Annotated in this window: 26 protein-coding genes; 14 read left to right on the top strand and 12 right to left on the bottom strand. The window is 64.3% G+C overall.

What is annotated here, in order from left to right; all coding sequences use genetic code 11:
- Positions 1 to 186 precede the first annotated feature (186 nt).
- Together MQW79_RS07295 and MQW79_RS07290 are read left to right on the top strand one after the other, a co-directional pair.
- Positions 187 to 753, top strand: a complete 567-nt coding sequence (locus MQW79_RS07295; RefSeq protein WP_476587694.1) for a response regulator — start codon at positions 187 to 189, stop codon at positions 751 to 753.
- A complete protein-coding gene (locus MQW79_RS07290) occupies positions 746 to 1,240 on the top strand; it encodes a hypothetical protein (protein ID WP_476587693.1) in 495 nt (164 codons plus the stop codon). Before MQW79_RS07295 ends, MQW79_RS07290 begins: the two co-directional genes overlap by 8 nt.
- 25 nt (positions 1,241 to 1,265) lie before the next feature.
- Here the strand turns inward: MQW79_RS07290 and MQW79_RS07285 are convergent, their stop codons facing one another.
- The gene (locus MQW79_RS07285) at positions 1,266 to 1,640 is read right to left on the bottom strand and encodes a hypothetical protein (RefSeq protein ID WP_476587691.1); all 375 of its coding nucleotides are present in this window, start codon (positions 1,638 to 1,640) and stop codon (positions 1,266 to 1,268) included.
- Positions 1,641 to 1,819: 179 nt separating this feature from the next.
- Here MQW79_RS07285 and MQW79_RS07280 point away from each other — a divergent pair, with 179 nt between their 5' ends.
- From MQW79_RS07280 to MQW79_RS07255, 6 genes are all read left to right on the top strand, one after another.
- Entirely contained in the window at positions 1,820 to 2,788 is a 969-nt protein-coding gene (locus MQW79_RS07280) for an AraC family transcriptional regulator (protein ID WP_476587690.1), read from the top strand.
- Positions 2,789 to 2,886: 98 nt separating this feature from the next.
- The gene (locus MQW79_RS07275; RefSeq protein WP_476587689.1) at positions 2,887 to 5,016 is read left to right on the top strand and encodes an autotransporter domain-containing protein; all 2,130 of its coding nucleotides are present in this window, start codon (positions 2,887 to 2,889) and stop codon (positions 5,014 to 5,016) included.
- Positions 5,016 to 5,531 carry a hypothetical protein gene (locus MQW79_RS07270; RefSeq protein ID WP_476587688.1) on the top strand — a complete coding sequence of 172 codons (516 nt, stop codon included), beginning with the start codon at positions 5,016 to 5,018 and terminating at the stop codon, positions 5,529 to 5,531. The genes MQW79_RS07275 and MQW79_RS07270 overlap by 1 nt, the downstream gene beginning before the upstream one ends.
- Positions 5,532 to 5,719: 188 nt before the next feature.
- On the top strand, positions 5,720 to 6,625 hold the full coding sequence (locus MQW79_RS07265) for an AraC family transcriptional regulator (RefSeq protein ID WP_476587687.1): 906 nt from the start codon (positions 5,720 to 5,722) through the stop codon (positions 6,623 to 6,625).
- A 154-nt stretch (positions 6,626 to 6,779) separates the two neighbouring features.
- Entirely contained in the window at positions 6,780 to 8,846 is a 2,067-nt protein-coding gene (locus MQW79_RS07260; protein ID WP_476587685.1) for an autotransporter domain-containing protein, read from the top strand.
- Between the two features lie 244 nt (positions 8,847 to 9,090).
- Positions 9,091 to 11,163 (top strand): autotransporter domain-containing protein, encoded by a 2,073-nt coding sequence (locus MQW79_RS07255; RefSeq protein ID WP_476587684.1) that lies wholly within the window; start codon positions 9,091 to 9,093, stop codon positions 11,161 to 11,163.
- 87 nt (positions 11,164 to 11,250) lie between these two features.
- Here MQW79_RS07255 and MQW79_RS07250 read toward each other — a convergent pair whose 3' ends face one another.
- The 4 genes from MQW79_RS07250 to MQW79_RS07235 form a co-directional block, all read right to left on the bottom strand.
- Complete coding sequence (locus MQW79_RS07250) at positions 11,251 to 11,823, bottom strand: peptidase inhibitor family I36 protein (RefSeq protein WP_476587683.1); 573 nt, start codon at positions 11,821 to 11,823, stop codon at positions 11,251 to 11,253.
- A 110-nt stretch (positions 11,824 to 11,933) separates the two neighbouring features.
- Positions 11,934 to 12,602, bottom strand: coding sequence for an SH3 domain-containing protein (locus tag MQW79_RS07245; RefSeq protein ID WP_476587682.1), 669 nt, complete (start codon positions 12,600 to 12,602; stop codon positions 11,934 to 11,936).
- A 209-nt stretch (positions 12,603 to 12,811) separates the two neighbouring features.
- Entirely contained in the window at positions 12,812 to 13,201 is a 390-nt protein-coding gene (gene yciA, locus MQW79_RS07240; protein ID WP_476587681.1) for an acyl-CoA thioester hydrolase YciA, read from the bottom strand.
- 4 nt (positions 13,202 to 13,205) lie between these two features.
- Positions 13,206 to 13,799: a thymidine kinase gene (locus MQW79_RS07235; RefSeq protein ID WP_476587680.1), complete on the bottom strand. Its 594-nt coding sequence runs from the start codon at positions 13,797 to 13,799 to the stop codon at positions 13,206 to 13,208.
- Between the two features lie 358 nt (positions 13,800 to 14,157).
- On the opposite strand from MQW79_RS07235, the gene MQW79_RS07230 reads away from it, so the two are divergent.
- Both MQW79_RS07230 and MQW79_RS07225 read left to right on the top strand, forming a co-directional pair.
- Positions 14,158 to 14,547 (top strand): DUF2147 domain-containing protein, encoded by a 390-nt coding sequence (locus MQW79_RS07230; RefSeq protein ID WP_476587679.1) that lies wholly within the window; start codon positions 14,158 to 14,160, stop codon positions 14,545 to 14,547.
- The gene (locus tag MQW79_RS07225) at positions 14,544 to 14,924 is read left to right on the top strand and encodes a DUF2147 domain-containing protein (RefSeq protein ID WP_476587678.1); all 381 of its coding nucleotides are present in this window, start codon (positions 14,544 to 14,546) and stop codon (positions 14,922 to 14,924) included. Before MQW79_RS07230 ends, MQW79_RS07225 begins: the two co-directional genes overlap by 4 nt.
- Positions 14,925 to 14,941: 17 nt before the next feature.
- On the opposite strand, the gene MQW79_RS07220 is transcribed toward MQW79_RS07225, so the two are convergent.
- The 3 genes from MQW79_RS07220 to MQW79_RS07210 form a co-directional block, all read right to left on the bottom strand.
- Positions 14,942 to 15,847 (bottom strand): DMT family transporter, encoded by a 906-nt coding sequence (locus tag MQW79_RS07220; RefSeq protein WP_476587677.1) that lies wholly within the window; start codon positions 15,845 to 15,847, stop codon positions 14,942 to 14,944.
- Positions 15,848 to 16,009: 162 nt separating this feature from the next.
- On the bottom strand, positions 16,010 to 17,242 hold the full coding sequence (locus MQW79_RS07215) for an aminotransferase class V-fold PLP-dependent enzyme (RefSeq protein ID WP_476587676.1): 1,233 nt from the start codon (positions 17,240 to 17,242) through the stop codon (positions 16,010 to 16,012).
- A 216-nt stretch (positions 17,243 to 17,458) separates the two neighbouring features.
- Positions 17,459 to 18,082, bottom strand: coding sequence for a Spy/CpxP family protein refolding chaperone (locus MQW79_RS07210; protein WP_476587674.1), 624 nt, complete (start codon positions 18,080 to 18,082; stop codon positions 17,459 to 17,461).
- Between the two features lie 126 nt (positions 18,083 to 18,208).
- Between MQW79_RS07210 and MQW79_RS07205 the strand changes: the two genes are divergently transcribed.
- Positions 18,209 to 18,598 (top strand): GNAT family N-acetyltransferase, encoded by a 390-nt coding sequence (locus MQW79_RS07205; RefSeq protein ID WP_476587673.1) that lies wholly within the window; start codon positions 18,209 to 18,211, stop codon positions 18,596 to 18,598.
- 59 nt (positions 18,599 to 18,657) lie between these two features.
- Here the strand turns inward: MQW79_RS07205 and MQW79_RS07200 are convergent, their stop codons facing one another.
- Entirely contained in the window at positions 18,658 to 19,086 is a 429-nt protein-coding gene (locus tag MQW79_RS07200; protein ID WP_476587671.1) for a CBS domain-containing protein, read from the bottom strand.
- Between the two features lie 122 nt (positions 19,087 to 19,208).
- Complete coding sequence (locus MQW79_RS07195; RefSeq protein ID WP_476587669.1) at positions 19,209 to 19,505, bottom strand: hypothetical protein; 297 nt, start codon at positions 19,503 to 19,505, stop codon at positions 19,209 to 19,211.
- 143 nt (positions 19,506 to 19,648) lie between these two features.
- On the opposite strand from MQW79_RS07195, the gene MQW79_RS07190 reads away from it, so the two are divergent.
- Complete coding sequence (locus MQW79_RS07190) at positions 19,649 to 20,068, top strand: DUF4864 domain-containing protein (protein ID WP_476587667.1); 420 nt, start codon at positions 19,649 to 19,651, stop codon at positions 20,066 to 20,068.
- A gap of 3 nt (positions 20,069 to 20,071) precedes the next feature.
- On the opposite strand, the gene MQW79_RS07185 is transcribed toward MQW79_RS07190, so the two are convergent.
- Positions 20,072 to 20,272 (bottom strand): hypothetical protein, encoded by a 201-nt coding sequence (locus MQW79_RS07185; RefSeq protein WP_476587666.1) that lies wholly within the window; start codon positions 20,270 to 20,272, stop codon positions 20,072 to 20,074.
- Between the two features lie 145 nt (positions 20,273 to 20,417).
- On the opposite strand from MQW79_RS07185, the gene MQW79_RS07180 reads away from it, so the two are divergent.
- Positions 20,418 to 21,479: a LacI family DNA-binding transcriptional regulator gene (locus MQW79_RS07180; RefSeq protein WP_476587665.1), complete on the top strand. Its 1,062-nt coding sequence runs from the start codon at positions 20,418 to 20,420 to the stop codon at positions 21,477 to 21,479.
- Between the two features lie 68 nt (positions 21,480 to 21,547).
- Positions 21,548 to 22,750 carry a pyridoxal phosphate-dependent aminotransferase gene (locus MQW79_RS07175; RefSeq protein ID WP_476587664.1) on the top strand — a complete coding sequence of 401 codons (1,203 nt, stop codon included), beginning with the start codon at positions 21,548 to 21,550 and terminating at the stop codon, positions 22,748 to 22,750.
- A 142-nt stretch (positions 22,751 to 22,892) separates the two neighbouring features.
- Here MQW79_RS07175 and MQW79_RS07170 read toward each other — a convergent pair whose 3' ends face one another.
- Positions 22,893 to 24,020 carry a hypothetical protein gene (locus MQW79_RS07170; protein ID WP_476587663.1) on the bottom strand — a complete coding sequence of 376 codons (1,128 nt, stop codon included), beginning with the start codon at positions 24,018 to 24,020 and terminating at the stop codon, positions 22,893 to 22,895.
- Between the last annotated feature and the right edge of the window lie 415 nt (positions 24,021 to 24,435).

The raw sequence follows: 24,435 nt of genomic DNA, 5'->3' as shown, positions 1-24,435 counted from the left end.
AATCCGCTCTTCAGCCACACGCTGTTCTCAGTCTGCCTGGACGTGGCGATCTGGGGGGTGTTGCGGCTGTGTGTTTCCACTGGTGCGGTGAAGCTGGGCCAAGTCCTTGCCGAAGCCTCTGAGTGAACACAGATTTTGCGACCGGTTTAAGGGAGTGTCAGCAGTTTTCCGGTAAGCCACGGGGCCATGGCGCTGAAGTTCGAAGAATCGGTCAATCTGACGGAGGTCGGCTTTCTGATAGCCGATCCCAGTGACCTTTACCGCGAACTCTTCCGCCGGCTGCTCTACGGTTTTGGCTGCAAGACCGTGCATGAGGCTGCTGATGCCCCCACTGCTGCGCGTCTCCTGACCGACCGCGACGTGGATTTCCTGATCGTTGCCGCCGACCTGCCCTGGCCGGGCAAGGAAAAACAGGCCGGCAGCGGCATCGAATTCGTGCGCGCCATCCGCCTCGACACCAAGCATATTCGCCGGTCCATTCCCATGGTCATCACCATGGGTACGGCGCGGCGCATCAGCGTGCACCAGGCCCGCGACTGCGGCGCCAATTTCGTGCTTTCCAAACCTGTGGCGCCGGTCGTGCTCTATGACCGGATCAACTGGATCGCGCGCAAGCCGCGCCCGTTCTGGGAAAGCCCCACCTATTACGGCCCCGACCGCCGCTTCCGTGAGGAAGACCACGAAGGCGTGCCCAAACGGCGTCAGACCGATGCCGAAGACGAGACCGTTGCACTGGAGGAAGCCGATGTCTGATGGTGCAACCGGGCGCCTGGTCAATGTCCAGACAAAATTCAGCCGCGAGGCCACCAAGCCTGGCGGGATCAATCGCAGCGGCGCCAATATGGCCTCTGACCGCTCGATTTCGGCGATGAAGGCGCAAGTCGAAGGGCAGATCGAGAAGGCCATCGTGCCGCTCATGGCCCTGTTGCGCGCCTGGCCCGATGTCGACGTGGCCAAGGGCTGCCAATGGGCTGCCCAGACGCGGGACCTGGCCGGGCTGGCCGGGATGCACCTGCTCACCGAAGTGGCCATGCATACCTTCGACTGCCTCGACGTGGTGCTGATCGACAAGGTGGACATCCGCCCGGAAGAGGCCGCCTGCTACGCCGATGCGCTGGCCTTTGCACAACAGGGCCTGTGCCGGGGCAGCGACCTTGAACCGTTCATGCCCTTGCTCAGGGACCTGGAGACGCTGACCAATCGCGTCGTGGCGAGGGCAGAGGTCAAGACGGCGCGCTGACCGGAGCCTGCGCGCCGCCCGTGGCTCAGACGCGGGCCGGCATGAAGATGATGATCGCGAACATCAGCACGCCGGCAAAGGCGATGATGGACGCGCCGGCGACAACGGGCACCATGGCGGCATTGCCATCAAGCATGAGATAGAGCGCCACGCCCATCACGATGACGCCCAGCACATAGACGAGATATTGCAGGCGCGGCAGCAGGCCGACGGCCTTGGCCGGATTGAGCGCCAGGTAGCCGCCGAACAGGGCGCTGGTGACCCAGCCGAGCAGGTTGATATGAGCGTGGGCGCCGGTGACGGCATGATTGCCGCTCATCGACATGTAGATGCCCACGCAGATGCCGGCGATCAGAAACAGGATGGCCGTGCGGAAGTAAAGTTGTGCCAGTACTGGCATGCTGAAAGTCCCCCCAAGTTGCCCTGGCCGCCATCATGGCGACTCATATGCAATTGAGGACGCTATCACGCCCGCGTTATTGCAAGAGGCCTGTATTATGCGAGCCGGCCGACAAAGCGGCAATGCATTGACAGGCTTCAGATTTGTCATAGCGTATTTGCCTCTGGATGGGCCTTTGCATGGAAGAATGGTTGTTTTCGAGCGGCGGCTGTTCGCGGCCGCACCAGTTCGCGAGTTCGGAACGGCTGCGCTTCCGGCATGGGGCGACGCGCGCCTATCTCGAGGAAACGCAGGTCCTGCCCGGCGTCTGGCTCTATCGGGGCGAGGCATCGGCGCAATGCCGGTTCCAGATCGACGTGGGTGGGGGCGAGCGGCAGGGTCGGGTGGTGCTGGGCGGCGTGCTGTCCAGCCGGGGCCTGCTCAAGCTTGAAGGCTGCGATGACATGGTATGGCGCGATGACGGACGGTTCTACGCCGTCTCGCCGGTGGAACGCCATTGCCACTATGACATCGATGCGGAGCGAGGCTGGCGGGCGGTCGCCGTGCGGATCGAGGCCGAGGCCATGGATTTCCTCGGCGCCGATGACGGCCTGCCCGAAATGGTCAGCGACGTGCTTGAGGCGCGGCGGGACGACCTGGCCGACATGGGCACCTTGCCCGGCGGCATAAGACGCGTGAGCCAGTCCTTGTTGCGGACGCCCTTCGAGGGGCCGATCGGGCGCCTTTTCATGCAGGCCAAGGTTCTGGAACTGCTGGGGCACCAGTTCCAGCATCTCGACGGCCAACCGGCAGTGCGGACATTGACGGCGCGGGAGCAGGCAAGGATCCGCATGTCGCGCGATATGCTGCTCGCCAACCTGCGCGATCCGCCTGATCTCGAAGCGCTGGCCAGCGCCGTGGGCATGTCGTCGAAGAAACTCAATCGCGGGTTTCGTGATCTCTATGGCACGACCGTATTCGCCTACCTCCATGACGCGCGGCTCGACGCGGCGCGGGCGGCGCTCGAGGCAGGCACGCCACTGCCGCTCAAGCAGCTCGCATGGGATCTCGGCTATGGCCAGGTAAGCAATTTCGTAACCGCCTTCCGGCGCCGGTTCGGGGTAACGCCGGGCAGCCTGCGCGAAGGCCGTTATGTTTCCCGGCAATGATTATGCGTGATCCGACCAAGCGTTGAGATCAGGCTGAGCCTCTCTTAGTTCGCAAAGCCGGTCCCCCAGGGATCGGCTTTTGCTTTCGGGAGAACATCATGACCAGGCGGACTTTCAGCAGGACGAAAAGGCGGAACGAGGGGCGTTGGCTGCTGGCTGGCCTGCTGATGGCGACTACGGCGATGGTCTTGATCCCGGAAGCAAAGGCGCAGAACCGGATCGATTATTACCATTCGCCTGATCCTCTCGATCCTCGTGATGTGCGGATCGACGCCATAAGTGGAAACGGGGCGTATTTCGGCGGGTCCATAGTCCAGTCCTCATCCGGGCTTTTTCGGGCCATGCGCTGGGACCAGGGCGGCGGGGTGATTGACCTGGGGTCCAGTCCGGGCGCCGGCTCGGTCGTAACCGGCATGTCGTATGATGGGCGAGTGATTGTCGGGTCGTCAAACTTCTGGAACATGCCGGGGGCTTTCCGCTGGACGGAAGACGGCGGGCTCGAATATATCGGTTCGCTCGGTGGCAACCAAAGCTCGGCAACTGACGTGTCCGCGGATGGCAATATTGTCGTCGGCGTCGCGCGCAAGGCAAACTTCCTCTATGCCGGGTACGTCTGGATCAAGGATGCGACCACCGGCGTCGCCACCAATCCGCAAATGCACGAACTGCCAACGGCCATGGCCAACGCCGATCAGTTCGAGATCAAAGGCATTTCTGGGGATGGACGGTATGCCGTCGGAAGCGAGTCGGAGTTCCTCGTCCAGCCCTGGCGTGGCTACCGCTATGACATCAGCGACATCGCGGCCGGCAATGTCAGCCATGTCGACCTTGGGCATTTGGGCGGTGACGAAACAATTGCGGAGGGTATATCCAATGACGGCAGGGTGGTCGTCGGATACAGCGCACTTCTCCCGGATTTTGGTGGCGGCTATCGCGCTTTCCGCTGGGTAGAAGGTGATACTGGTGGGCAGGGCAGCACGCCCATGTACAATCTGGGGACCCTCGGCGGCACGTCAAGCTGGGCCACGGCTGTCTCGGGTGACGGGACCGTTGTTGTCGGCAGGGCCACGGACGTGGACGAGAACGTGAACGCCTTCCGGTGGGCCGAAGATACGGGAATGCTCGCGGTGGCAGACTGGCTTCGCGCGGCCGGAGTGGATGTGGGCCGGCCGTTGGTCGATGCCACCGGAGTCACGGATGATGGCACTGTGGTCGTCGGCACGATGTGGGACGAAAACAGCATTCGCGTAGGCTACGTCGCCCGCGTTACCGGCAATGGCGGCGGCTCGGGGATCATGGACGTCGCCGAATACCAGCAGACGCTTTATGCGGGCGCCGGTGGCATTGCCAGCGCGGGCGAGTTCCTTTCGTGGCTGCCGATGAATGGGGCGCATCACCGGCCGCTGATGCTGACGCCAGAGCTCGAGGGCGACATGTGCGCCTGGGCGACGGGGGACTTTGCCCATCATGGCGGCACATCCACGGGTCTCGGCCTCGCGGAAATCGGCGCCTGTACCGACCTGGCGGGCGGCGCGGTGCGGATCGGTGGCGCGGTGGGTACGACGCGGGCCTGGCAGGACCTGGCGCTGGGCGGATCGAGCCGCATGGCGGGCCAATATGTGCTGGGCGAGGTCGACTGGCAGCCCGATGGCACGCCGCTGCTGCTGTCGGTGACCGGCATGCTGGGCGGCTGGCAGGCCAATATCGACCGGGCCTATTCCAATGGCGCGGCCACGGCTGTGTCGAGCGGGCAGACCAATGCCACGGGCGGGGTGATCCGGGTTCGGGCCGACTGGCTGGATGCCGCGACGCTGGGCAATACGACAATCAATCCGTGGAGCGCGGTCAGCCTCGGGGCGCTCCATGTCGATGGCTATAGCGAGAGCGGTGGGCCCTTCCCGGCGAGGTTCAATGCGCAGAACCTGACGCATGTGGATGTCCGCGTCGGCGTGACGGCAATCACCGAGCTGTCGGCGCAGACCCAGCTGTCGACCACGTTCGAAGTGGCGCATCGCAGCGGGACGGCGCCCAGCGCCAGCGGTCAGGTCGATGGGCTGTTCGCCTTCTCGCTCGGCGGTGGCCAGCAATCCAATACCTGGCTGCGGGTGGGGGCGGAACTCGACCACAAGATCAATGACAGCCTGTCGCTGTCGGGCTCGGTGCATTTCGCCACGGCGGGGCGCGATCCATCCATCGCCGGTTCGATCGGCCTCAAGGGAGCATTCTAGTGACGACTTCCATTCTCAAGGGCGCGGCCCTGGCGCTGGCGGTTGGCGCCGTCTCGGCGGGCCTGACTTTCGTGATCACTCCATCGTCCGCCTTGGCGCTCGATGCGCGGGAGGCGGAGGCCGTGGTGTCGGTCATGGAGGAGCTGATCGCGGAGATGGGCGAGAACATGACCACCGATGCTGCCGACATCTTCTACGACTATGACTCGCTGAGCGCCGCGCGGATTCCCGCTGCAGGCTTCGACCGGGATAGCTGGATCGAGGCCTATAATGCGGTCGCCGGAGGCTATATGGCCAATATACCGCAAGAGCAGATCGATGCCATGTTCGCCGAGCCGCTGGCCAATCTGGATGCTTCCGCGCTGCCCGATGACCAGAAGGCGATGATGCGCGAACATGTCGAAGGACTGATCGCGGAAGTGCAGATGGTGCGCGAAGAGGGCAAAGCCCATGCCGACGTGGTGCGGCCCTTCGAAAGCCGCCTCCATCCTCTGTTCGGGGCCTTTGGCGAATGACATGACCTGATTGGCGCGCCGGACAGGTGCGCCAATCCGCGGCCCTTCCGGCTTGCTCGTGACCCTTGCGCATAACTTTTGCCGTCTTGCCACAAAGCAAGGCGGCGATAAGTTATGGCCTTTGCGCTTGGACGGGCAAAGCATACTTGAAGCATAGCTGGCTATTTTCATCGAAGCAGGAAAGAGTGGTGGGCGAGTTCGATGCGACTGGGCGCATCGACATGAGCGACGGCCCCTATCGGGGGTTTCTTGAGCATGTGCCGGTGCGTGGCGGCATGAGCCTGTTTCGTGCGGTGGGCCATTCGGACTCGCCCTATATGCTGGGCGCGCCGGGTGGTGGAACCTCGGACAATCTCATCCTTGGCTGTATCGTCAGCGGCACCGGTGTGCTGGAGGCCGAGGGCAATGCCGACCAGCTCTGGCGCGACAATGGCCAGATCTATGCCGTGAGCATTTCCGAACGGGCCATCCGCTATCGCCTGCAGCCGGACCATCCGTTCCGCTCGGTGGCGATGATGCTGACGCCGGAGGCGGTGGACGAGCTGGCGCGTGATCATGACCTGCCCGAACTGGCGCGCCGCCGACACGGGCCGATCTCGTCGATGCGCGCCGCAGCCCCGCTGGCGCGCAAGGTGGCCAACGACCTGCTCAATCCCACCTATTCAGGACCGATGCAAAGGCTCTATCGCGAGGGCAAGGCGCTGGAGCTGCTGGCCCTGCAACTGGGCCTTCTGGCGAGCTGCAAGGAGAGCAACCTCACCAGCCAGGAATTGCGGCGGGTGCGTGAGGCGCGGGAAATTCTCGAGGCCAATCTGCAGGACCCGCCGGACCTGCATACTCTCGCCGCCGCCGTTGGCCTCAGGACCAAGCGGCTCAACCAGGGCTTTCGCGAGATCTATGGCACGACGGTGTTCGACCTGTTGCTCGACATGCGCATGAGCGCGGCGCGCGACATGCTCGACCAGGGGCTGGATGTGCCGCTCAAACAGCTGGCGTGGACGCTGGGCTATGGGCAATCGAGCAATTTCATCTCCGCCTTCCGCCGGCGGTTTGGCGTGTCGCCGGGCGCCTATCGCAAGCGCGCGTCGGACTGATCGTCCATATGCGCGACGGCCCGGTTATGCGATTCAGCCAGTGCATTGGGGCAGGGGCGTTGGCGTTGTCTGCCTAGGGTTATCACAGCAGTTTCCCGGCAAGTGAGCCGACTCCCGAACGGGGCGGTTCGTTCGCCTATCGGGAGACTGAGTGATGACGCTTCTACGCACGATTTCCATTGCCGCGCTGGCCACCACGGCCCTGTCCGGCCCCGCCCTGGCGGCGGGGACGATCCAAGACGTCGGTGAGATTGGGTCGGGATGGTATTGGAACCGTGCCTCCGGCGTTAGCGGCAATGGACAGTATGCGACTGGCCATGGCTATAACGGCACAGGTTCTGTGTCATTCCTTTTGACGCCTGATGGCGTAGTGACCATTGCCGACCCGGGTGGCTGGTCGGTGTACGCGATTGACGTGTCCAACACTGGTGTCGTGGTCGGCCAAATGACGTCCATCGAGACCAGCGCCATCCGCTGGACCGAGGCGGGCGGCGTTCAGGATATCGGGCGGCTTGAAATGTCCAATGGCGGACCGAGCTTTGCCAGGGGCGTTTCCGATGACGGGACCCGTGTCGTCGGATATAGCGACCGTCCGTCGATCGACAATTACGAGGCCTTCCTCTGGGTCGAAGGCGCCACAACGGGCGTTGTGGGCAATCGCCAGATGTATGGCCTGGGGACACTGACGGGCGGCGAAGGCAGCTATGGCACGGGCATATCCGGCAATGGTCTATGGGGGGTGGGTCTCGCCGGCAATGCGGACAACGACAACCGCGCTGTCCGCTGGTCGCTGGCCGATATCGAAACGGCGTCGACGACCATTGAGGATCTGGGGACGCTGGGCGGGCTGTCGTCTGCCGCATATGGTGTCAGCAATGACGGTACAGTGGTTGTCGGAAACTCAGCCAACGGCGATGGCCATGACAGGGCCTTCCGCTGGGTCGAGGGGGCGACCGGCGGGGTCGCGGGCAATGCGCAGATGTACGACCTGGGAACGCTGGGTGGTGAAGACTCTTTTGCATGGGCTGTGTCAGCAGACGGCTCGGTTGTGGTCGGCAATGCCGAGAACATCTGGAACGATAGCCGCGGATTCAGGTGGACGGCGGGCACAGGCATGATCAGCATCGAGGACTGGCTCGCGGCCAATGGTGTTGCCGTGAATACGACGATTGCAACGGCAAACGGCGTCTCTGATGACGGTAATGTCGTTGTCGGCGAGCATACGGGGTCCGGTGGAGGCCGCGCCTATATTGCCCGTGTCACCCCCAATCAGGGCGGCGGCGGCTCGGGGATCATGGATGTGCCCGAATACACACAGACCCTATTGGCCAATGCGCGTGCTGCGCAGATGGGCGTCGACCTGACCTGGATGCCGCTCAACGGGGCGCATCACCGGCCGCTGATGATGCAGGGGCGGATGGAAGACGATACCTGCCTGTGGAGCGTCAGCGACCTGGCCTACAAGGCCAATACCGATACCGGCATTGCGCTGACCGAAGTGGGTGCCTGCGGCGCCCTGGGCGATGGCGTGGTGGCGGGGCTCGGCGTTGGCGCCAGCACGTCCTGGCAGGGGCTGGCGCTGGGCGGCAATGCGCAGCTGGGGGGCGCCTATGTGATGGGCGAGGTCGACTGGAACCCCGATGGCACGCCGCTGCTGCTGTCGCTGACCGGCGTGCTGGGCGGCTGGCAGGCCAATATCAACCGCGCCTATACCAATGGCGCGGCGACCGACATATCGAGCGGGTCCACCGGCATTACTGCGGGTGTTATCCGGGCGCGGGTTGACTGGATGGATGCGGCCGTTCTGGGCAATGTCAGCATCAATCCCTGGATCTCGGGCGCCATCGGCCACACGCATATGGGCGGCTACACGGAAAGCGGCGGGGCCTTCCCAGCGCGGTTCGACGCGCAGAGCCTGGTGCAGGGGGAAGTGCGCCTGGGCGTGACGGCCAAGGCGGAGATCACGCCGGAAACGACGCTCAGCGGAACGCTGGAAGTGGCGCATCGCAGTGGGGGCGCGCCGGGGTCCAGTGGTCAGGTGCTGGGTCTTTTCGACTTTGACCTGGGCGGGGGCAACCAGGGGTCGACCTGGGCCCGGGCGGGTCTTGATCTGGACCACGCCATTACCGAGGATCTGAGCCTCTCCGGCTCAGTTCATGTGGCGACCCACGGTCAGGACGCCACTGTTTCGGGATCGCTGGGTCTGCGCGCAACGTTCTGATCCGCCCTGAATGACTGGGGCATTTGCCAAGCAAAAGGCGCCATCCGGAAGGGTGGCGCCTCTCTCGCATGTCATGCCGGATCGGACTCCGGCGCGTTGTGCCATCCGGCGGGGTTATGCCATCTGGCCAGTGCGTTGGCGAAAGGGCATGCGCGTTGTCCCGATAGCGGGCTTTCAGCAGTTTCCCGGCAAGTGAGCCGACTCCCGAACGGGGCGGTTCGTCCGCCTATCGGGAGACTGAGTGATGACCTTCTTGCGCACGATTTCAATGGCCGCGCTGGCCACGACGGCCCTGACCAGCGCTGCGTCGGCACAGGCGCGGTTCGACAATGCCGGCGAGATCGCCCCGGGTACATACTGGCAGTATGGCACAGCCGTCAGCGGCAATGGGATGTATGTCGCGGGATATGGCTTTTCCGGCGGCTACCACGCCTTCCTGATGGATGAGGACGGAACGATCAACCTCGGGCAGCACAATGGCGATGACACTTTCGCCTATGCCGTATCGAACACGGGTGTCGTGGTGGGCAATTCGCAGGGACCTGGCACGACGAGCGCCTGGCGCTGGTCCGGCGACGGAGGCTTTGAGGACCTTGGGCGCCTGGAAATGCTCAATGGTGGCAATACATTTGCCACCGGCATTTCAAATGACGGCACGCGCATCGTGGGTCACAGCTTCCGGCCTTCGGTGGGGTTCTACGAGGCTTTCATCTTCGTCGACGGCGCTTCGGGCGGCGTGTTCGGGAATGACCAGATGTTCGGCCTCGGCACGCTGAGTGCCACGGGCGGCAGCGCCGCAAATGGCATGTCGGGCAATGGTCTATGGGCGGCGGGCCAGTCCGGCAATGCCGCGGGCGACGGGCGCGCCGTGCGCTGGTCGCTGGCCGACTACCAGACTGCGGCGTCGACGATCCAGGATCTGGGCACTTTGGGTGGAAACTATTCGACGGGCATGGATGTGAGCAATGACGGGCGGGTGGTGGTCGGGTCGGCCGAGAATGCCGCCGGCGAAATGCGCGCCTTCCGCTGGGTCGAAGGGGCGACCGGCGGCGCGGCAGGCAATGTCGAAATGTATGACCTTGGTACTTTGGGCGGGAACGAATCCTGGGTCAATGCGGTCAGTGGCGATGGCGCGGTCGCGGTTGGCTATGCGTTTGATGACACGGGCTATGACCATGCCTTCCGGTGGACCGAGGGCGCGGGCATGGTCAGGGTGGCGGACTGGCTGGCGGCCAATGGTGTCGATGTGGGGACGACACGGCTCTATGACGCGTCCGGTGTATCCGACGATGGAAACGTGATTGTCGGGCAGGCGGTGCCGGACAACGGTGCGCCGCGCGCCTACATCGCCCGGGTGACACCGGACCAGGGCGGCGGCGGCTCGGGGATCATGGACGTTGCCGAATACACTCATTCGCTGCTGGCCAATGCGCGCACGGCGCAGATGGGCGTGGACCTGACCTGGATGCCGCTCAATGGCGCGCATCACCGGCCGCTGATGATGCAGGGGCGGATGGAAGACGATACCTGCCTGTGGAGCATCAGTGACCTGGCCTACAAGGCCAATACCGATACCGGCATTGCGTTGACCGAAGTGGGTGCCTGCAGCGCCCTGGGCGATGGCGTGGTGGCGGGCCTGGGCGTTGGCGCCAGCACGTCCTGGCAGGGACTGGCTTTGGGCGGCAATGCGCAGCTGGCGGGCGCCTATGTGATGGGCGAGGTCGACTGGAACCCCGACGGGACGCCGCTCCTTCTGTCGCTGACCGGCGTCCTGGGCGGCTGGCAGACCAATATCAACCGCGCCTATACCAATGGTGCGGCCACGGACATGTCGAGTGGCTCGACGGGCATCACCGCCGGGGTCATCCGGGCGCGTGTGGACTGGATGGACGCGGCGGTTCTGGGCAATGTCAGCATCAATCCCTGGATTTCGGGCGCCATCGGCCACACCAATATGGGCGGCTATACCGAAAGCGGCGGGGCCTTCCCGGCGCGGTTCGACGCGCAGAGCCTGGTGCAGGGGGAAGTGCGTGCCGGTGTAACGGCCAAGGCGGAGATCACGCCGGAAACGACGCTCAGCGGAACGCTGGAAGTGGCGCATCGCAGTGGGGGCGCGCCGGGGTCCAGTGGTCAGGTGCTGGGTCTTTTCGACTTTGACCTGGGCGGGGGCAATCAGGGGTCGACCTGGGCCCGGGCGGGTCTTGATCTGGACCACGCCATTACCGAGGACGTTCGCCTCTCCGGATCACTGCATGTCGCCACCCAGGGGCAAGATGCGACAGTGTCCGGATCGCTTGGGCTTCGCGCCACATTCTGACCTTCCCTGATGGGGCGGGAAGCAAGCGAGAGGCGCCGTCCAGGCTGGACGGCGCCTCTGATTTTTCCTCACGGCAGATCGGCGATCCTAATAGACGCGGATCGAGGAGAGATTGCTGGCCAGGTACGGGTCGAGGACCGGTTCGCTTTCGACGATGCGTTCGCAATAGGACTGGAAGAAGCGGTCCCGGCAGATGGCGGCACTGGTCGGGGTGGTGACCGATATGGAGCGGATGCGGTTGTCCCATCCCCAGGTTGCCAGATCCTGGAAGACTTCCCCCGTTCCGGCGCAGAAGGAACGACCGGTGAAGTGGGTTCCCTCGTAGAAGCACATGGTGCCGCCAGCCAGGTCCGGCCACTTGTTATCGGGATCGAGAATGGGCCAATAGGGATCCTTGCCGAAATCGACCAGATGGGCGTCGGTCCAGCCGCGACCGCCGGGGCCGTCGACATTGCACCACAGCTTCTGGCAGCGCAGGATCTTGATGGCGACTTCGGCAGGGATTTCGCCGGTGACATCGTAGGCAGCGCCCGGACCATTGCGCAGGACCAGGATTTCGCGACTCCAGCCGTGGCTTCCGGACTCGGACAGCGACAGGGCCGGTATGGCGGGGGCGAGCGAGAGGGCGAAGGCTAGTCCAAAGGCAGCAAGCAGGCGCATGACAATCCACCTCGTTGATGTGGAAGAAGAATACCGTGCGGCGCCAAGGGTTGCAAAGCAAAGCGCCGCCCGTTTCGGGGCGGCGCTGCTCAAGGACTAGGCCAGATCGATCAGCGGGTGCGGATCGAGGCGATGTAATTGTCGAAATCACCCAGCGAGGAGGCGCTGGTGGTGTAGGTGCGGCACGACACATAGTTGGGTTCCGAGCAGACCTGCACTTCATAGCCGCGCGGATTGTCGATGGACGAGATGCGATCCGTCCAGCTGCGCAGGTCGCGGGTCGACTGGCCGGGCTGCATGCAGAAGCTGTCGCCGCGGAAGCCGGTGCGATCGAAGAAGCAGATTTCGTCGTAGACCGGCTGGATCACCGGCGGCTGCGGACGCGGCGGGCGCGGGGGCTGCGGCTGGTTGCCGACGCCGATGCTGATCTGCGGGCCATTGGGACCGCCGACGGTGAAGCCGAAGCTGAGGCCCGGATTGGATGGGTTGACCGGAGCGCCGCCACCCGCATTGAGGTAGCTGGCCGAGACCCAGCCATCCGGACCCGGCTTGGTGACGTAGCACCAGGAGCCCTGGCACCGCTGCACGTCGACCTGCTGGCCGGCGCGGGCGACGTCAACCACGGCAAAGTTGGTGCCGGGGCCGGAGCGGACATTGACATTGCCGGTCACAGTGCCCGGGGCCGCATAGGCGGCGGGCAGAAAGACGACGACGGCGGCGGCCGCAACGGCAACGCCGGTGGCCAGGTTGAGCAGGTTCTTACGGGTCTGACGGTGCATGACTTTTTCCCTCTGGTCTGGCCTTCCGGTCCCGGACTTCCGGAACGACGCTTGCGGTGGCCGCGCCAATTGTTTTCTGACTCCAGAAACGGAGTCCTGATGAAAAGAGTTCCGGCAAGTGCATGTCGGGAGACGATTCTGCCCCCGCACTCGCCGGTGCGTTGGGGAGAAAAAAGCAGAGCGTGCCTGAACGCAGGCTGAACGGACAATCAGGCTGGCGGGATCGACCGCTTCTGGCCGTTTTCGTCGAGAGCGACATAGACGAAGCGGGCCTCGGTGACCTTGCTGCGGTCATCGAGACGGTTGCGGCGCACCCAGGCTTCCAGGCCCACCGTGATCGATGTCGTGCCGACCCGCTCGATGCTGGCATAGACGCAGAGCACGTCCCCAACCTTGACCGGCGCGATGAAGGTCATCGCCTCGACGGCAACGGTGACGACGCGGCCCTTGACGCGCTCGATGGCGGCGATGGCACCGGCAATGTCCATCTGGCTCATCACCCAGCCGCCAAAAATGTCGCCGGCAGGATTGGTATCGGCGGGCATGGCCAGAGTGCGGATGATCAGGGCGCCCTTGGGTTCGGTGGCGGTGTTGAGCATGTCGTCAGGGTCCCTTTACCGGCCAGCGGCCAAACGCTTCTTCCCAGTGCTTGCGGCAGAGGGAGACATAGTCTGCCTTTTCAGGCGCAACCGTATTGCCATCGGTCTGCACGCGGCCATTTTCGTCGCGGCGCACGACCATGGTGGCCTTGCCGCCGCACCAGCAGATGGTGCGGATCTCGCGCAGCGTATCAGCGACGGCCAGCAGTTCGACCGCGCCGGGGAAGGGGCGCCCGAGGAAATCTGTGCGCAGACCATAGCACATGACTGGGATGTTGAGGCGATCGGCGACGCGCGCCAGCTGCCAGACGTGATCGCGGGTCAGGCACTGCACTTCATCGAGAAACACGCAGTCGATCTTGGATTCGAGCGCATAGTCGTGGATGCGCAGGTAGAGATCGTCCTCGTCATCATACAGTTCGGCCGGTTCGGAAATGCCGAGGCGCGAGCTGATGATGCCCGGCTGGCCGCCGGCATAGGCCGCGCAGGTGAACAGCAGCACGCGCATGCCGCGTTCGCGGTAATTGTAGGCAGCCTGCAGCAGCAAGGTGGATTTGCCGGCATTCATCGCCGCATAGGAAAAGTAGAGCTTGGCCATGGTCGCGCCTGGTGGATCAACTGCTGTTGTGGCGCAGGGTGACCCGTGGCGCGAGGCAAAAACGACTGGGCTCCACAAAAAAAGGGCCGCCCGCAGGCGGCCAGAACCGACTTTGGATCGGTCGGAAGGGACGGGGTTGGCGGTCCGGACCTTCCTGTACCCGCGCGGCGTTGGGGACGCGGGGCGGGTAATCCTGGCCAATGGGGGGAGCCGGGATGAACAGGACCCTAGTGGCGCCAGATGACGGGCGCGTGACGGCATTGATATGGATTGGATTTATTGTCGACACGTTTGGTGTTCAGCTTGGGTTCAGCCGCGCGGAGCCAGATTTGGATCAGTTCAGCGTGGGAGGATCGTCATGCCCAGACTAAATCGCGTGTTTGCCGCCCTTGCATTGTGCTGTGTCCCGGTGGTGCCGACATTGGCCTCGCCCAGTGGCGTCTGGGAACTGGAGACACGCGATACGCGGTTTGCCCTGGACCTTTGCGGGGACGGCACGCAGCTTTGCGGCGCCCTGGTCTGGCTCTCGGACACTGACTATAACGAAGAGTACAAGCCCTATCTCAATAAACCCATGGCGCAGGCGCTGCGTCCGTCGCGCGCTGGCGAATGGAAGGGCACGATGCACTTCATGGGCTACCGGCTCAATGGCACCATCACCCAGCACAGCGCTGACCACATGACCCTGTCGGGCTGCGCCTTTCTCGTCGTCTGCAAAACCTATCAAATGTACCGGGTGACCCCATGATGCGCGCCGCGCTTGCTCTGATCCTCGTGATTTCTTCTGTTCTGCCCGCACTGGCCTCGCCCGCCGGCATGTGGGAGATCGAAATGCGCGATTCCCGCTATGACGTGACCCTGTGCGGCGACGGTACGCAGCTCTGCGCGGAACTGGTCTGGCTGGGCAATGGCGCCGACAACGCGGAAAACCTGCCCTATCTCAACACGCTGCTGATCGACCATGCGGAGCAGACCAAGCCCAACCAGTGGAAGGGTGATCTGCATATTTATGGGCAGCGCGCTTCGGGCACCATCACCCAGGTCAGCGCCGACCAGATTACCCTCAAGGGGTGCTTTGCCTTCGTGATCTGCCGGACCTACCAGATGTATCGCTTTGTCGAGTAGGCTCGGCTGATCGGCTCCTAGTTGACGACCCGGGGCTCGTGCGGCTTGCGGCGGGCCCAGAGGGCAGGGATGCCCTCGACCAAAAGGATGGCACAGAAGATCAGCGTGGCGCCGGCATAGCCCACCACCGGCAGGCGTTCGCCGAGCAGGAGCGCACCGCCCAGGGCGGCAAAGAGGCTTTCGGCCGACAGGATGATCGCGGCATTGGCCGGCGGCACATGCTGCTGGCCGATGGCCTGCAGGGTGAAGCCGACAGCCGTTGAGAGCACTGCTGCATAGGCAATTTCCAGCCAGCCGGAGGAAATGGCTGCGAACGTCGGCGCCTCGGTGCCGAGCGCGATGGCGCCCGAAACCAGGCCGGCAAACAGAAAGCTGATCGCCGAGACAAAGATCGGCAGGCCAGTCAGGCGGGCGACGTGACCGAGCAGGATCACATGCATGGCCCAGAAGACCGCGCTGCCCACGATCAGCCAATCGCCGGCGTTGAAGCTGTCGAGACCGCCGCCATTGAGGAAATAGATGCCGACCAGCGCCAGGGGCACGCCAGCAAAGATGATCGGATGCGGGCGGGTGCGGAACAGGATGAAGCCTAGGAGTGGCACGAAGAACACGTAGAGGCCGGTGAGAAAGCCGCCATTGGTGGCGGTGGTGGTGGCCAGACCCGCCTGCTGCAGCCAGGAGCCGAGGAAGAACACCGTGCTCATGGCGAGGATGAAGAACCAGTGCGTTCCGGTGAGGGGCATTCCCCTTCGACGCAGTTCGCCGAGCGCCAGCGGCAGGATCAGCAGGCCGCCGATGAGGAAGCGGACGCCGGCAAAGGTCAGCGGGCCCATGGAATCCATCGCCGATTTCTGGGCGATGAAGGCAAAGCCCCAGAACATGGTGCAGAGCAGGAGGAGCAGGGAGGCGACGGGACGGGACATTGCTTGATCGATCTGGATTGCGGAAACCTGGTGGGCCGGAACCCCCACCCTTGATCCCTCCCCACAAGGGGGAGGGAGACGATGAACACTGGCGACTGCGGCCTGCGCCTCCCTCCCCTTGATGGGGAGGGATTGAGGGTGGGGTGATTGGCGAAGCGGAGACTACAATTCGGCGTCCAGCGCCCGGATGAGCTGCTGGATTTCCTCCGGCGTCGTGTAGTGCACGAAGGAGAGGCGCAGGACGCCGTGATTGACCGGGTCTATGCCGAGGGCTTCGAGCAGGCGCACGGCGTAGAAATTGCCACCCGAGGCCATGATTCCGTGCTTTGCCAGGCGCCGGGCGATGTCGATACCGGGCTCGTTGGCGAGAACGGAGATGGTGGGCGCCCGGCGGGCCGGGTCGGACGGGCCGACCAGGCGGATGTCGTTGCGGGTGCGCAGATAATCGAGCAGCGGCTTGGACAGCGCGACTTCCTGGGCGCGCATGGCGGCATGGGCGCGGCGGAAGGGATCGATGCCTTCGATGGTGGCGGGGGCGCGCTGCGCGATCTGTTCGAGATAGTCGACAATGCCCGCCGTGGCGGCGATCTGGGCGTGGTCGGGGCCGGCCGGGGTCAGGCGATAGCGCAGCTTAGAGTCGTTGAAATAGTGACCCTGATTGGGCAGGGCGCGGGCCAGTTCGGGGCGGATGGCCATGACGCCCTGATGGGGGCCGTAGGTCTTGTAGGCCGAGAAGAAATAGATGTCGGCGCCGAGAGCGGCGAGATCAGGCAGGCCATGGGGAGCATAGCTGACGCCATCCACGGCGAGTACGGCGCCGACGGCATGGGCGCGGGCGGCAATTTCGGCGACCGGATTGATGTCGCCCACAATGTTGGAGCAATGCGGGGCTGCGATCAGTTTGACCTTGTCGTCGAGCAGGGCGTCGAGCGCATCCAGGGTGAGGCAGGCCGTTTCGGTGTCGACCTGCCATTCGCGCACTTCAATGCCGCGTTGGGCGAGGCGTCGCCAGTTGCCAGTATTGGCCTCGTGGTCCTGATTGGTGACGACAATGGCGTCGCCGGGCTTGAGCCATGCGGCGAAGGCATTGCCCAGGACATAGGTATTGGCCGAGCTGGACGGCCCGATATGGATCCAGTCGGCAGAGACATTGAGGGCGCGGGCAAGGCGCTCGTAGGCATGGTCCATGGCCTGGCCCGCGGCCGCGGACGCTTGATAGACACCGTAAGGCTGGACCTTGGTGGTGCGGTAATAGCGATCGAGGATGTCGAGTACGGCCTGGGCGGTATATGAACCGCCGGCATTTTCAAAGAAGGCCTGGCCAGAGAGGCTGGGCTCGGAAAAGGCCGGGAACAGGGCGCGGATGGACGACGGATCGAGGGGAAGGGTGCTCATGGAATGCCCGCAGACAGAGGTCGCTCACTCGTAGTCGAGGTGCATGCAAAAGCAAACCCCGGCTGTTGAGAGCCGGGGTCGGCGATGTCCCGACTGTTGAGGGCGAAGAGGGACATCGCGGGGACGACCTGCCGACGAAGGGCGGCAGGCCGGGTCGGTTTGATAACGGGATGCCGGATGCGCTGCGCGCCACCTTCTCCCATGGGGAGAAGGAGATCAGCGGTTGCCCGGGCCCATGGGGCGCTGGCCGCCAAAGCCGCCATGCTGGCCGGGACCGAAATTTCCCTGATGCTTGCCGTGCATGCGCTGGCCCGGCTCAGGGGTCAGTTCGGCCAGCTGCTCGTCGGTCAGGCTGTCGAAGAAGGCGGTGAAGGCAGGCTGCACGGCTTCGAGAGCGGCAAGCCGGGCCTTCTCGACGGCAATGCGGTTGTCGAAGCGCTCGGCAATGCTGGGTGCCTCGGCCGTTTCGCCCTCAGCCGGAGCGGCAGCCCGAAAACCCTCGGTGGCAGTCTCGAAAGCAGCGGCGGCCGCCAGGGCGTCGGACTTGAGGGTTTCGAGCAGCACGGCCTGCTCGTCGGTCAGGTCCACGGCGTGGCTGAGGCGCACGATGGCAATCTCGATGGCCTCGGCGCCGCGCTCGACGCCGAGGAGGCCAAAGCCGCCCATGCCGCCGTGGCGCGGGCCGGGGCCCTTGCGCGGGTCAGGCGTGGCCGACGCTTCGGAGGGCTGGGTCTGGGCCATGGGAGCGGAGGCATCCTGGGCCAGGACAGGCGCGACGGCGCCGAGGCCGATCGACGCAGTCATCAGGGCCACGATGGCGGTGGTGGGAATCGTCTTCATGGTCGTTCATCCTTTGCATGGGACAGCCGGCAACCGGCATGACCAGACGCTAGCGAAGGCGACCTCTTCACGACCTTGCGATGGCGTGAAGGATTGGAGAGGTTGGTAAGGTGGAGGAGCCTGTCCTTGATTGATTATCGTGACAATCCGTTTCCAGCGCCCGACGCGTTGGCCGCCTTCTGGCAGCGGGCGTGGGGCGGCTCTCCGCCAGGTCACTATGACCGGGTCCTGGAGCGGGGACTCGGGCATGTTTGTGCCTATGACGGCACGCACCTTGTCGGGTTCGTCAATGTCGCCTGGGACGGAGGCGTCCACGCCTTCATTCTCGACACCAGCGTCGACACGGCCTATCGGCGGCGCGGCATTGCGACCGAACTGGTGCGCCGGGCGGCCGACCTGGCGCGGGCCGGTGGGGCCGAGTGGCTGCATGTCGATTTCGAGCCGGCACTTGAAGGCTTCTACAGGGCGTGCGGATTTGGTCCGACGGCGGCAGGATTGATGCGGCTCGACGTCTAGACCTTTGTCTGGCCGCGCCTTTCGAATCGCAAACCTGTTGCCGGAAGCGCTCCAGATTGTCAGCTGGCGATATATTCGCGCAGCGCCTCGGCCTCGTGTTCGACTTCGGCGATCTTGAGTTTCACCACGTCGCCGATGGAAATGATGCCTACCAGCTTGCCGCGCTCGGCAACCGGCATGTGGCGGATGCGGCGGCGGGTCATGCGTTCCATGACCTCGTCAATGGTGGTCATTCGGTCGGCGGTGACCACGCTTGCGGTCATGCAGTCGGCAATGGACAGGGACAGAGCGCCGCCCGGATGCTTGCCGAGCTGTCGCACGATGTCGCGCTCGGACAGGATGCCGACAATCTTGCCTGTACCCTCGGTGATGACGATGGCGCCGATATTGTGTTTGTTGAGCAGGCTGACGGCATCGGACAGCGTGCCGGTTGGGGGCAGGGTATGAACCTTGGTGCCCTTGGTTTGCAGGATGGTGTCGACATGCATGGGTCAGTCCTCCTGAAAGTCAGAGGAGTGTGAACCTGCCTATGGCGCTCGGCAATAGGCCGAAAGTCAAAAAAGGGGCCGGCGCAGAGGCCGGCCCAGTCGGAGGGAAACAGGTCTGGCGCTCAGGTGGCTTCGCGCGTCGTCGCCCAGTTGGTCGGGCGGGCTGCGCGAGGCGCCTGAACAGGCAGAGTGCCGCGCCAGGTGAAGCGAACCGCTTCGAAAAGCAGTGCCAGAACCAAGAGGGTAAGCGGCACCATAAAGACCGCGACTTGCATGTCTGGCTGCTGGACGAAACGGGCTGCCTGGGCCTGGGTGACGTCGTCAACAAATGTGCTGGCGACAATCAGCGCGATGGCCAGCGCACCAAATACGGCAAGCAGCCTGAAACCTTTGCGCCTCGTAGACGTAGATATGTGCATGGGATCGACGTCGTCCTCGTTTCCGGTCATGCCAGAACAGCAGGCAATCGCGGTTCGAGTATGAAGCGAAGGGGGCGGCTCGGGACCATTTGAGGGCAGAACTGTGGCGGGTGCGGCGACCGCCCGAGCCACGGAGGCGTGTCATGCGCTTGCTGCTGAAGATTATTTTCGCCGTGCTTTTGCTGTCGCCCGTCGCCGCTCAGGAAATAATAGAGGCTGAGCGTCCCTGGGAAGTCTGCGTGACAGGGCAGATCGAAGCTTTGCGCGAAAAAGACGGAGCCGCTGCGCTGTCCTTTTCAGGGGCCGGCTTCCGAGCGACCTATCGCGACCCCCAGAAGTTCATAGAGGACATCGAGCGCTCCGGCTACAAGGCCATCGGTGCCTCGCGCACCCACACATTCGGCATTCACCGGGAAATCGCGCCCGGAATCGTCGTGCTGGTGGTTGAACTGGTCGGTATCGATGGCCGGGTGTGGGAAGCCATATACCAGGTGAACTCAGAACCTGATGGCTGGCGCATCCAGGATGTGATGTTGCGGGGGACACCCGTCATCGCCATCTGAAGGTCAGACCCCGGGAAAGGCCCGCATCGGGTCGGGCCCGCCCGCGCGCAGGTCGGTCGCAGTGCCGCCGGCCTGACGGCGCAGCCATGACAGGATGGGGCGGCCGCGATGGGTCCGGCGATGCCGGGCCACCGCCTCGGAAATATCGGGATCATAGAAAGACTGCTGGAAAACGTCCTTGAACATGTAGCTTGCGGGGATCATTTTTCGCTCCATGGTTTGAATCGGTTCAAGCGCTCAACGTGTGAGGTCTTGAATCGGTTCAAAAATGAATTGCCGGGCAGTCCGAGTCAAGCTGAATTGAATCGATACAAAAAATTTGTTACGGGAAGCGCGTGAGGAGCAATATATGACCAGCCAAAGCGCTCCGGCGAAATTGCGTGATGTGGCCAAGGCCGCCGGTGTGTCACAGGGCACGGCCTCGAACGTGTTCAACCGGCCCGAAGTGGTGCGGCCGGAAGTGCGGGAACGCGTGCATGCGGCGGCCAGCAGGCTGGGCTATGCCGGCCCGAGCCTGACCGGACGGCTGCTGCGCGCGGGCAAGGTCAATGCCATCGGCGTGGCCACGGCCGAGCCGCTGACGTATTTCTTCGAGGATCAGTGGGCGCGCGCCTCGATGCTGGCGCTCTCGGCGGCCTGTGACCGGCGTGGGGCCGGCCTGTCGCTGGTATCGAGCGCCAATGACGAGCGGCCTGCCTGGAACATCCAGAGCGCGCTGGTCGATGGCCTGGTGCTGCTCTGCGCCGAAGAGGGCAGGGCGCTGATCGGGGAGACCGAGAAGCGCGAACTGCCCTTCGTGGCCTTGGGCATGGAAGAAGGGCTGGGCGATGCACCGGGCATTGCCATCGACAACTTTGGTGGCGCGGCGGAAGCGGCGCGTCACCTCGTCGCGCTGGGGCATCGCAGTGTCGCCATTCTCGGTATCGGCGAAATGTGGAACCGCGTCCTGGCCACACCCGACCAGGTGCTGCAGACGCCGTATCTTACGGTTACGGATCGGGCCAGGGGATATTGGGCCGGAATGGAAGAGGGCGGTGTTGCCCCTTCGGACCTTCCTTATACCGACACGGACGGCACGCAGGAGAGCGTCTGGGCGGCCATGGACCTGTTGTTCGCGCAGCAGCAAAGGCCCACCGCCATTCTGAGCATGTCGGACCGGGTGGCACTCTCTGCCATGGGGTGGCTGAGCCAGAAGGGGCTCGGTGTCCCCGGCGACGTATCGGTGATCGGCTTCGACGGGGTGCCGGAGGCAGAAGAGGCCGTGCCGGGCCTGACCACGGTGCAGCAGCCGTTCGACGCGATTGCCGAGCTGGCCGTGGCGGCCATTCTCGATGGGCAGACGATCGACCGGGATGCGGTGCAGCGCCTGCCCCTCGTGGTGCGCGGCAGCACCGGCCCGGCGCGCGGTTAGGCCTTCCCGGCTCCGCCTCTATCGACTAGAAACGCCGCGACTATTGTCCGCTGCGCTGGGAGGCGAAATTGGGTTTTCTGTCTGATGCACTGGGGCGTGTGGCGCCGTCGGCAACCGTGGCGATCAGCCAGAAGGCGCGTGTCATGGCCGCCGAGGGCAGGGACATCATCGCCCTTTCGGCCGGAGAGCCGGACTTCAACACGCCCGAAAATGTCCGCGACGCCGCCAAGCGCGCCATGGACGAAGGCAAGACGCGCTATACCAATGTCGATGGCATTGCCGAGCTCAAGGAAGCGGTCGCCGCCAAGTTTCGCCGCGACAATGGGCTGGACGTGACTGCGGCAGACTGTTTCGTCAGCTCGGGTGGCAAGCTGATCATCTTCAATGCCCTGATGGCGACGCTCAATCCGGGCGACGAGGTCATCGTGCCGGTGCCCTATTGGGTGAGCTATCCCGAAATCGTGCGGCTGTGCGGCGCCGAGCCGGTGTTTGCGGTGGCCGATGCGTCGACCGGGTTCAAGCTGTCGCCCGCGACGCTGGAGGCAGCGATCACGCCGCGCACCAAGTGGCTGATCCTCAATACGCCCTCCAACCCGACCGGCGCGGCCTATTCGCCGGCCGAACTCAAGGCGCTCGCAGAGGTGCTGCTGCGGCATCCGCAGGTGCATATCCTCACCGACGACATCTACGAAGTGCTCGTTTATGACGGGCTGACCTTCGCCACCATCGCGCAGGTGGAGCCGGCGCTGCAGGCCAGGACCCTCACGATGAACGGAGTTTCCAAGTCGCACGCGATGACCGGCTGGCGTATCGGCTACTGCACGGGGCCGCGGCCACTTCTCGCGGCCATGACCAAGCTGCAGGGACAGTCGATTTCAAACCCCGCCTCAATCTCGCAATGGGCGGCGGTCGAGGCGCTCAACGGACCGCAGGACTTCCTCAAGGAGTGGCGCGACGTGTTCCAGGCGCGGCGCGACATGGTAGTGGCGGGGCTCAATGCCAATACCGGGCTCGACTGCCTGACCCCGGAAGGGGCGTTCTACGTATTCCCTTCGTGCCAGCGGCTCCTGGGCAAGACCAGTGCCGGCGGAACGAAACTAACCACTGACGAGGATTTCGTGCTGGCGCTGCTGGAGGAAACCGGCGTGGCCCTGGTGCACGGCACGGCCTTCGGCCTGCCCGGGCATTTTCGCCTCAGCTATGCGGCGAGCAATGCGGAACTGGAGGAAGCTGTGCGGCGCATCCAGGGGTTCTGCGCGGGGATTGCGTAGGGCTGGAAGGCCATTCCTTCGCCGGACCGCCCTCGGGCTTGACCCGAGGGCCAGTATTGGCGCGCAACCGCGGTTTCGGTGGGACCCGATAGCGGCCCTCGGGTCAAGCCCGAGGGCGGCCCGGTGGGATGCGAAGATCGGTCTAGCCCCCGAGTAGCGATGCAAGGCTGCCGGGGTTGGCGCTGGTGCCTGATGTGGCCTGCCCGAACATTTCCATCAGTTTCGACGTGGTTGCATAGGACTGCATGGCGGCCTGATAGAGCTGGTCGGACCAGCCGACGGCCAGGCGTTCCTCGTGGCTGAGCGAGGTGAAGGCGGCGATGATGTTCTGGCTGAAGGCCGTCGGGTCGCCGGACTTGCTGGCGGACTGGAAGCCGGCCAGCAGAGTAGCGCCGCTCTTGGCCTGAAGGGCGGAGCGGGCAGCGTTGATTTCGGTCTGGGTGAAGTCGCCGGTCTTGTCGAGCACGATGGACGACAGGGTCCGGCTCGAAAATTTCGACATGTCGATATAGGTGCCGGTCGTGGTGTTGCGATTGAAGGTCGCGAGCTTGCCGTTGGCTTTGGCCTCGGCATAGATCTGGTCGAGGGCCGCGCGGGTATTGGAGGCGAGATCGGCCATCGAGACGGGCTCGGCGACCTCACCTGTCGCCACCAGCGCCAGATAGAGCGCGACCGGATCGCTGTCGCCGGCATCGGGCAGGGTGCGGGGCTTCGATTGCAGCTGCTTGAGACCTTCGGTGACAGCGTCGCGACCCGCCTTCCAGTCGGCGCTGGCTTTCTCCTCCACCCCGAGACCATCGAGATAGGCGGCCGCAGCCTTGTATAGATTGGTGTAGTTGCCGGTGACCCTGGCGATGGCGGCAGGGCCGGACAAGGCCGCCTCGAAGCGGCGCTGCATTTCGAGGCCGGCGGCCTCGCGTTCGTCGCTGGTAAAGCTGTCGCCGCTCGACATGGCGTAGAGTTCGCGTTGATCGAGCGTTGAAAGGTCGAGCGCCAGCTTGCCCTGCTGCAGCGGGCTGGTGCGGCCAGCCTCCTTGAGGAGATCGGCGAGCTTGGTGCGGGCGTCGGCAAGGACGGTGGCGAGATCGCGCTCGGCGAGGGCGGCTCTGGCTTCATCGGAGAGCACGACCTCGGTGGCAGAGGCAGAGGTCGTGGCGGCCTGATTGGTGGTCGCGGCGGTGTTCGCCGTCCTGGCAGCGGTGCTCGTCGAATAGGACGACCCATAGGCCTGATAGGCGGAATAAGCAGAACTGGAATTGACGGCGACCATGCTGAAGCTCCGGCTTTAGCGGGGGTGTTGCAAGTCGCGTGCCGGGAAATTGTGCAGGAAAATCAGTGGATCTGGTGGGTCGTTGACGGGCGGGCGGCAAGATGTGCCGGGCAAGGCCTGCCGCACAAAAGAAAGCCCCGCCCGAGGGGATGGGCGGGGCCATTCGGTCGTCGGTCGAAACCGCATGACCTTGGAGGGACGGGTCACCACGAACTCCGTCGTTGAGATCAGTATCGGACTCCCCGTGCTGCGACACAAACGCGCAATGGGAAATGCTGCCATGCAGATTCGCCTGGCGTGCTGCGGTGAGCCTGGTGGGCAGGTCTGCCGCAGATTCGCGCTAAGCCTTTGTGTGGCCGGGAGAATGCGTGGCGGGAGGCAAAAAAGAGGCTCCAACCGAAGTTGGAGCCTGATG

This window comes from Devosia sp. Micro-HW1, from assembly GCF_056341075.1.
Note: the sequence above shows the minus strand (reverse complement) of the source record. Positions and strands in the feature narration are given on the sequence as shown.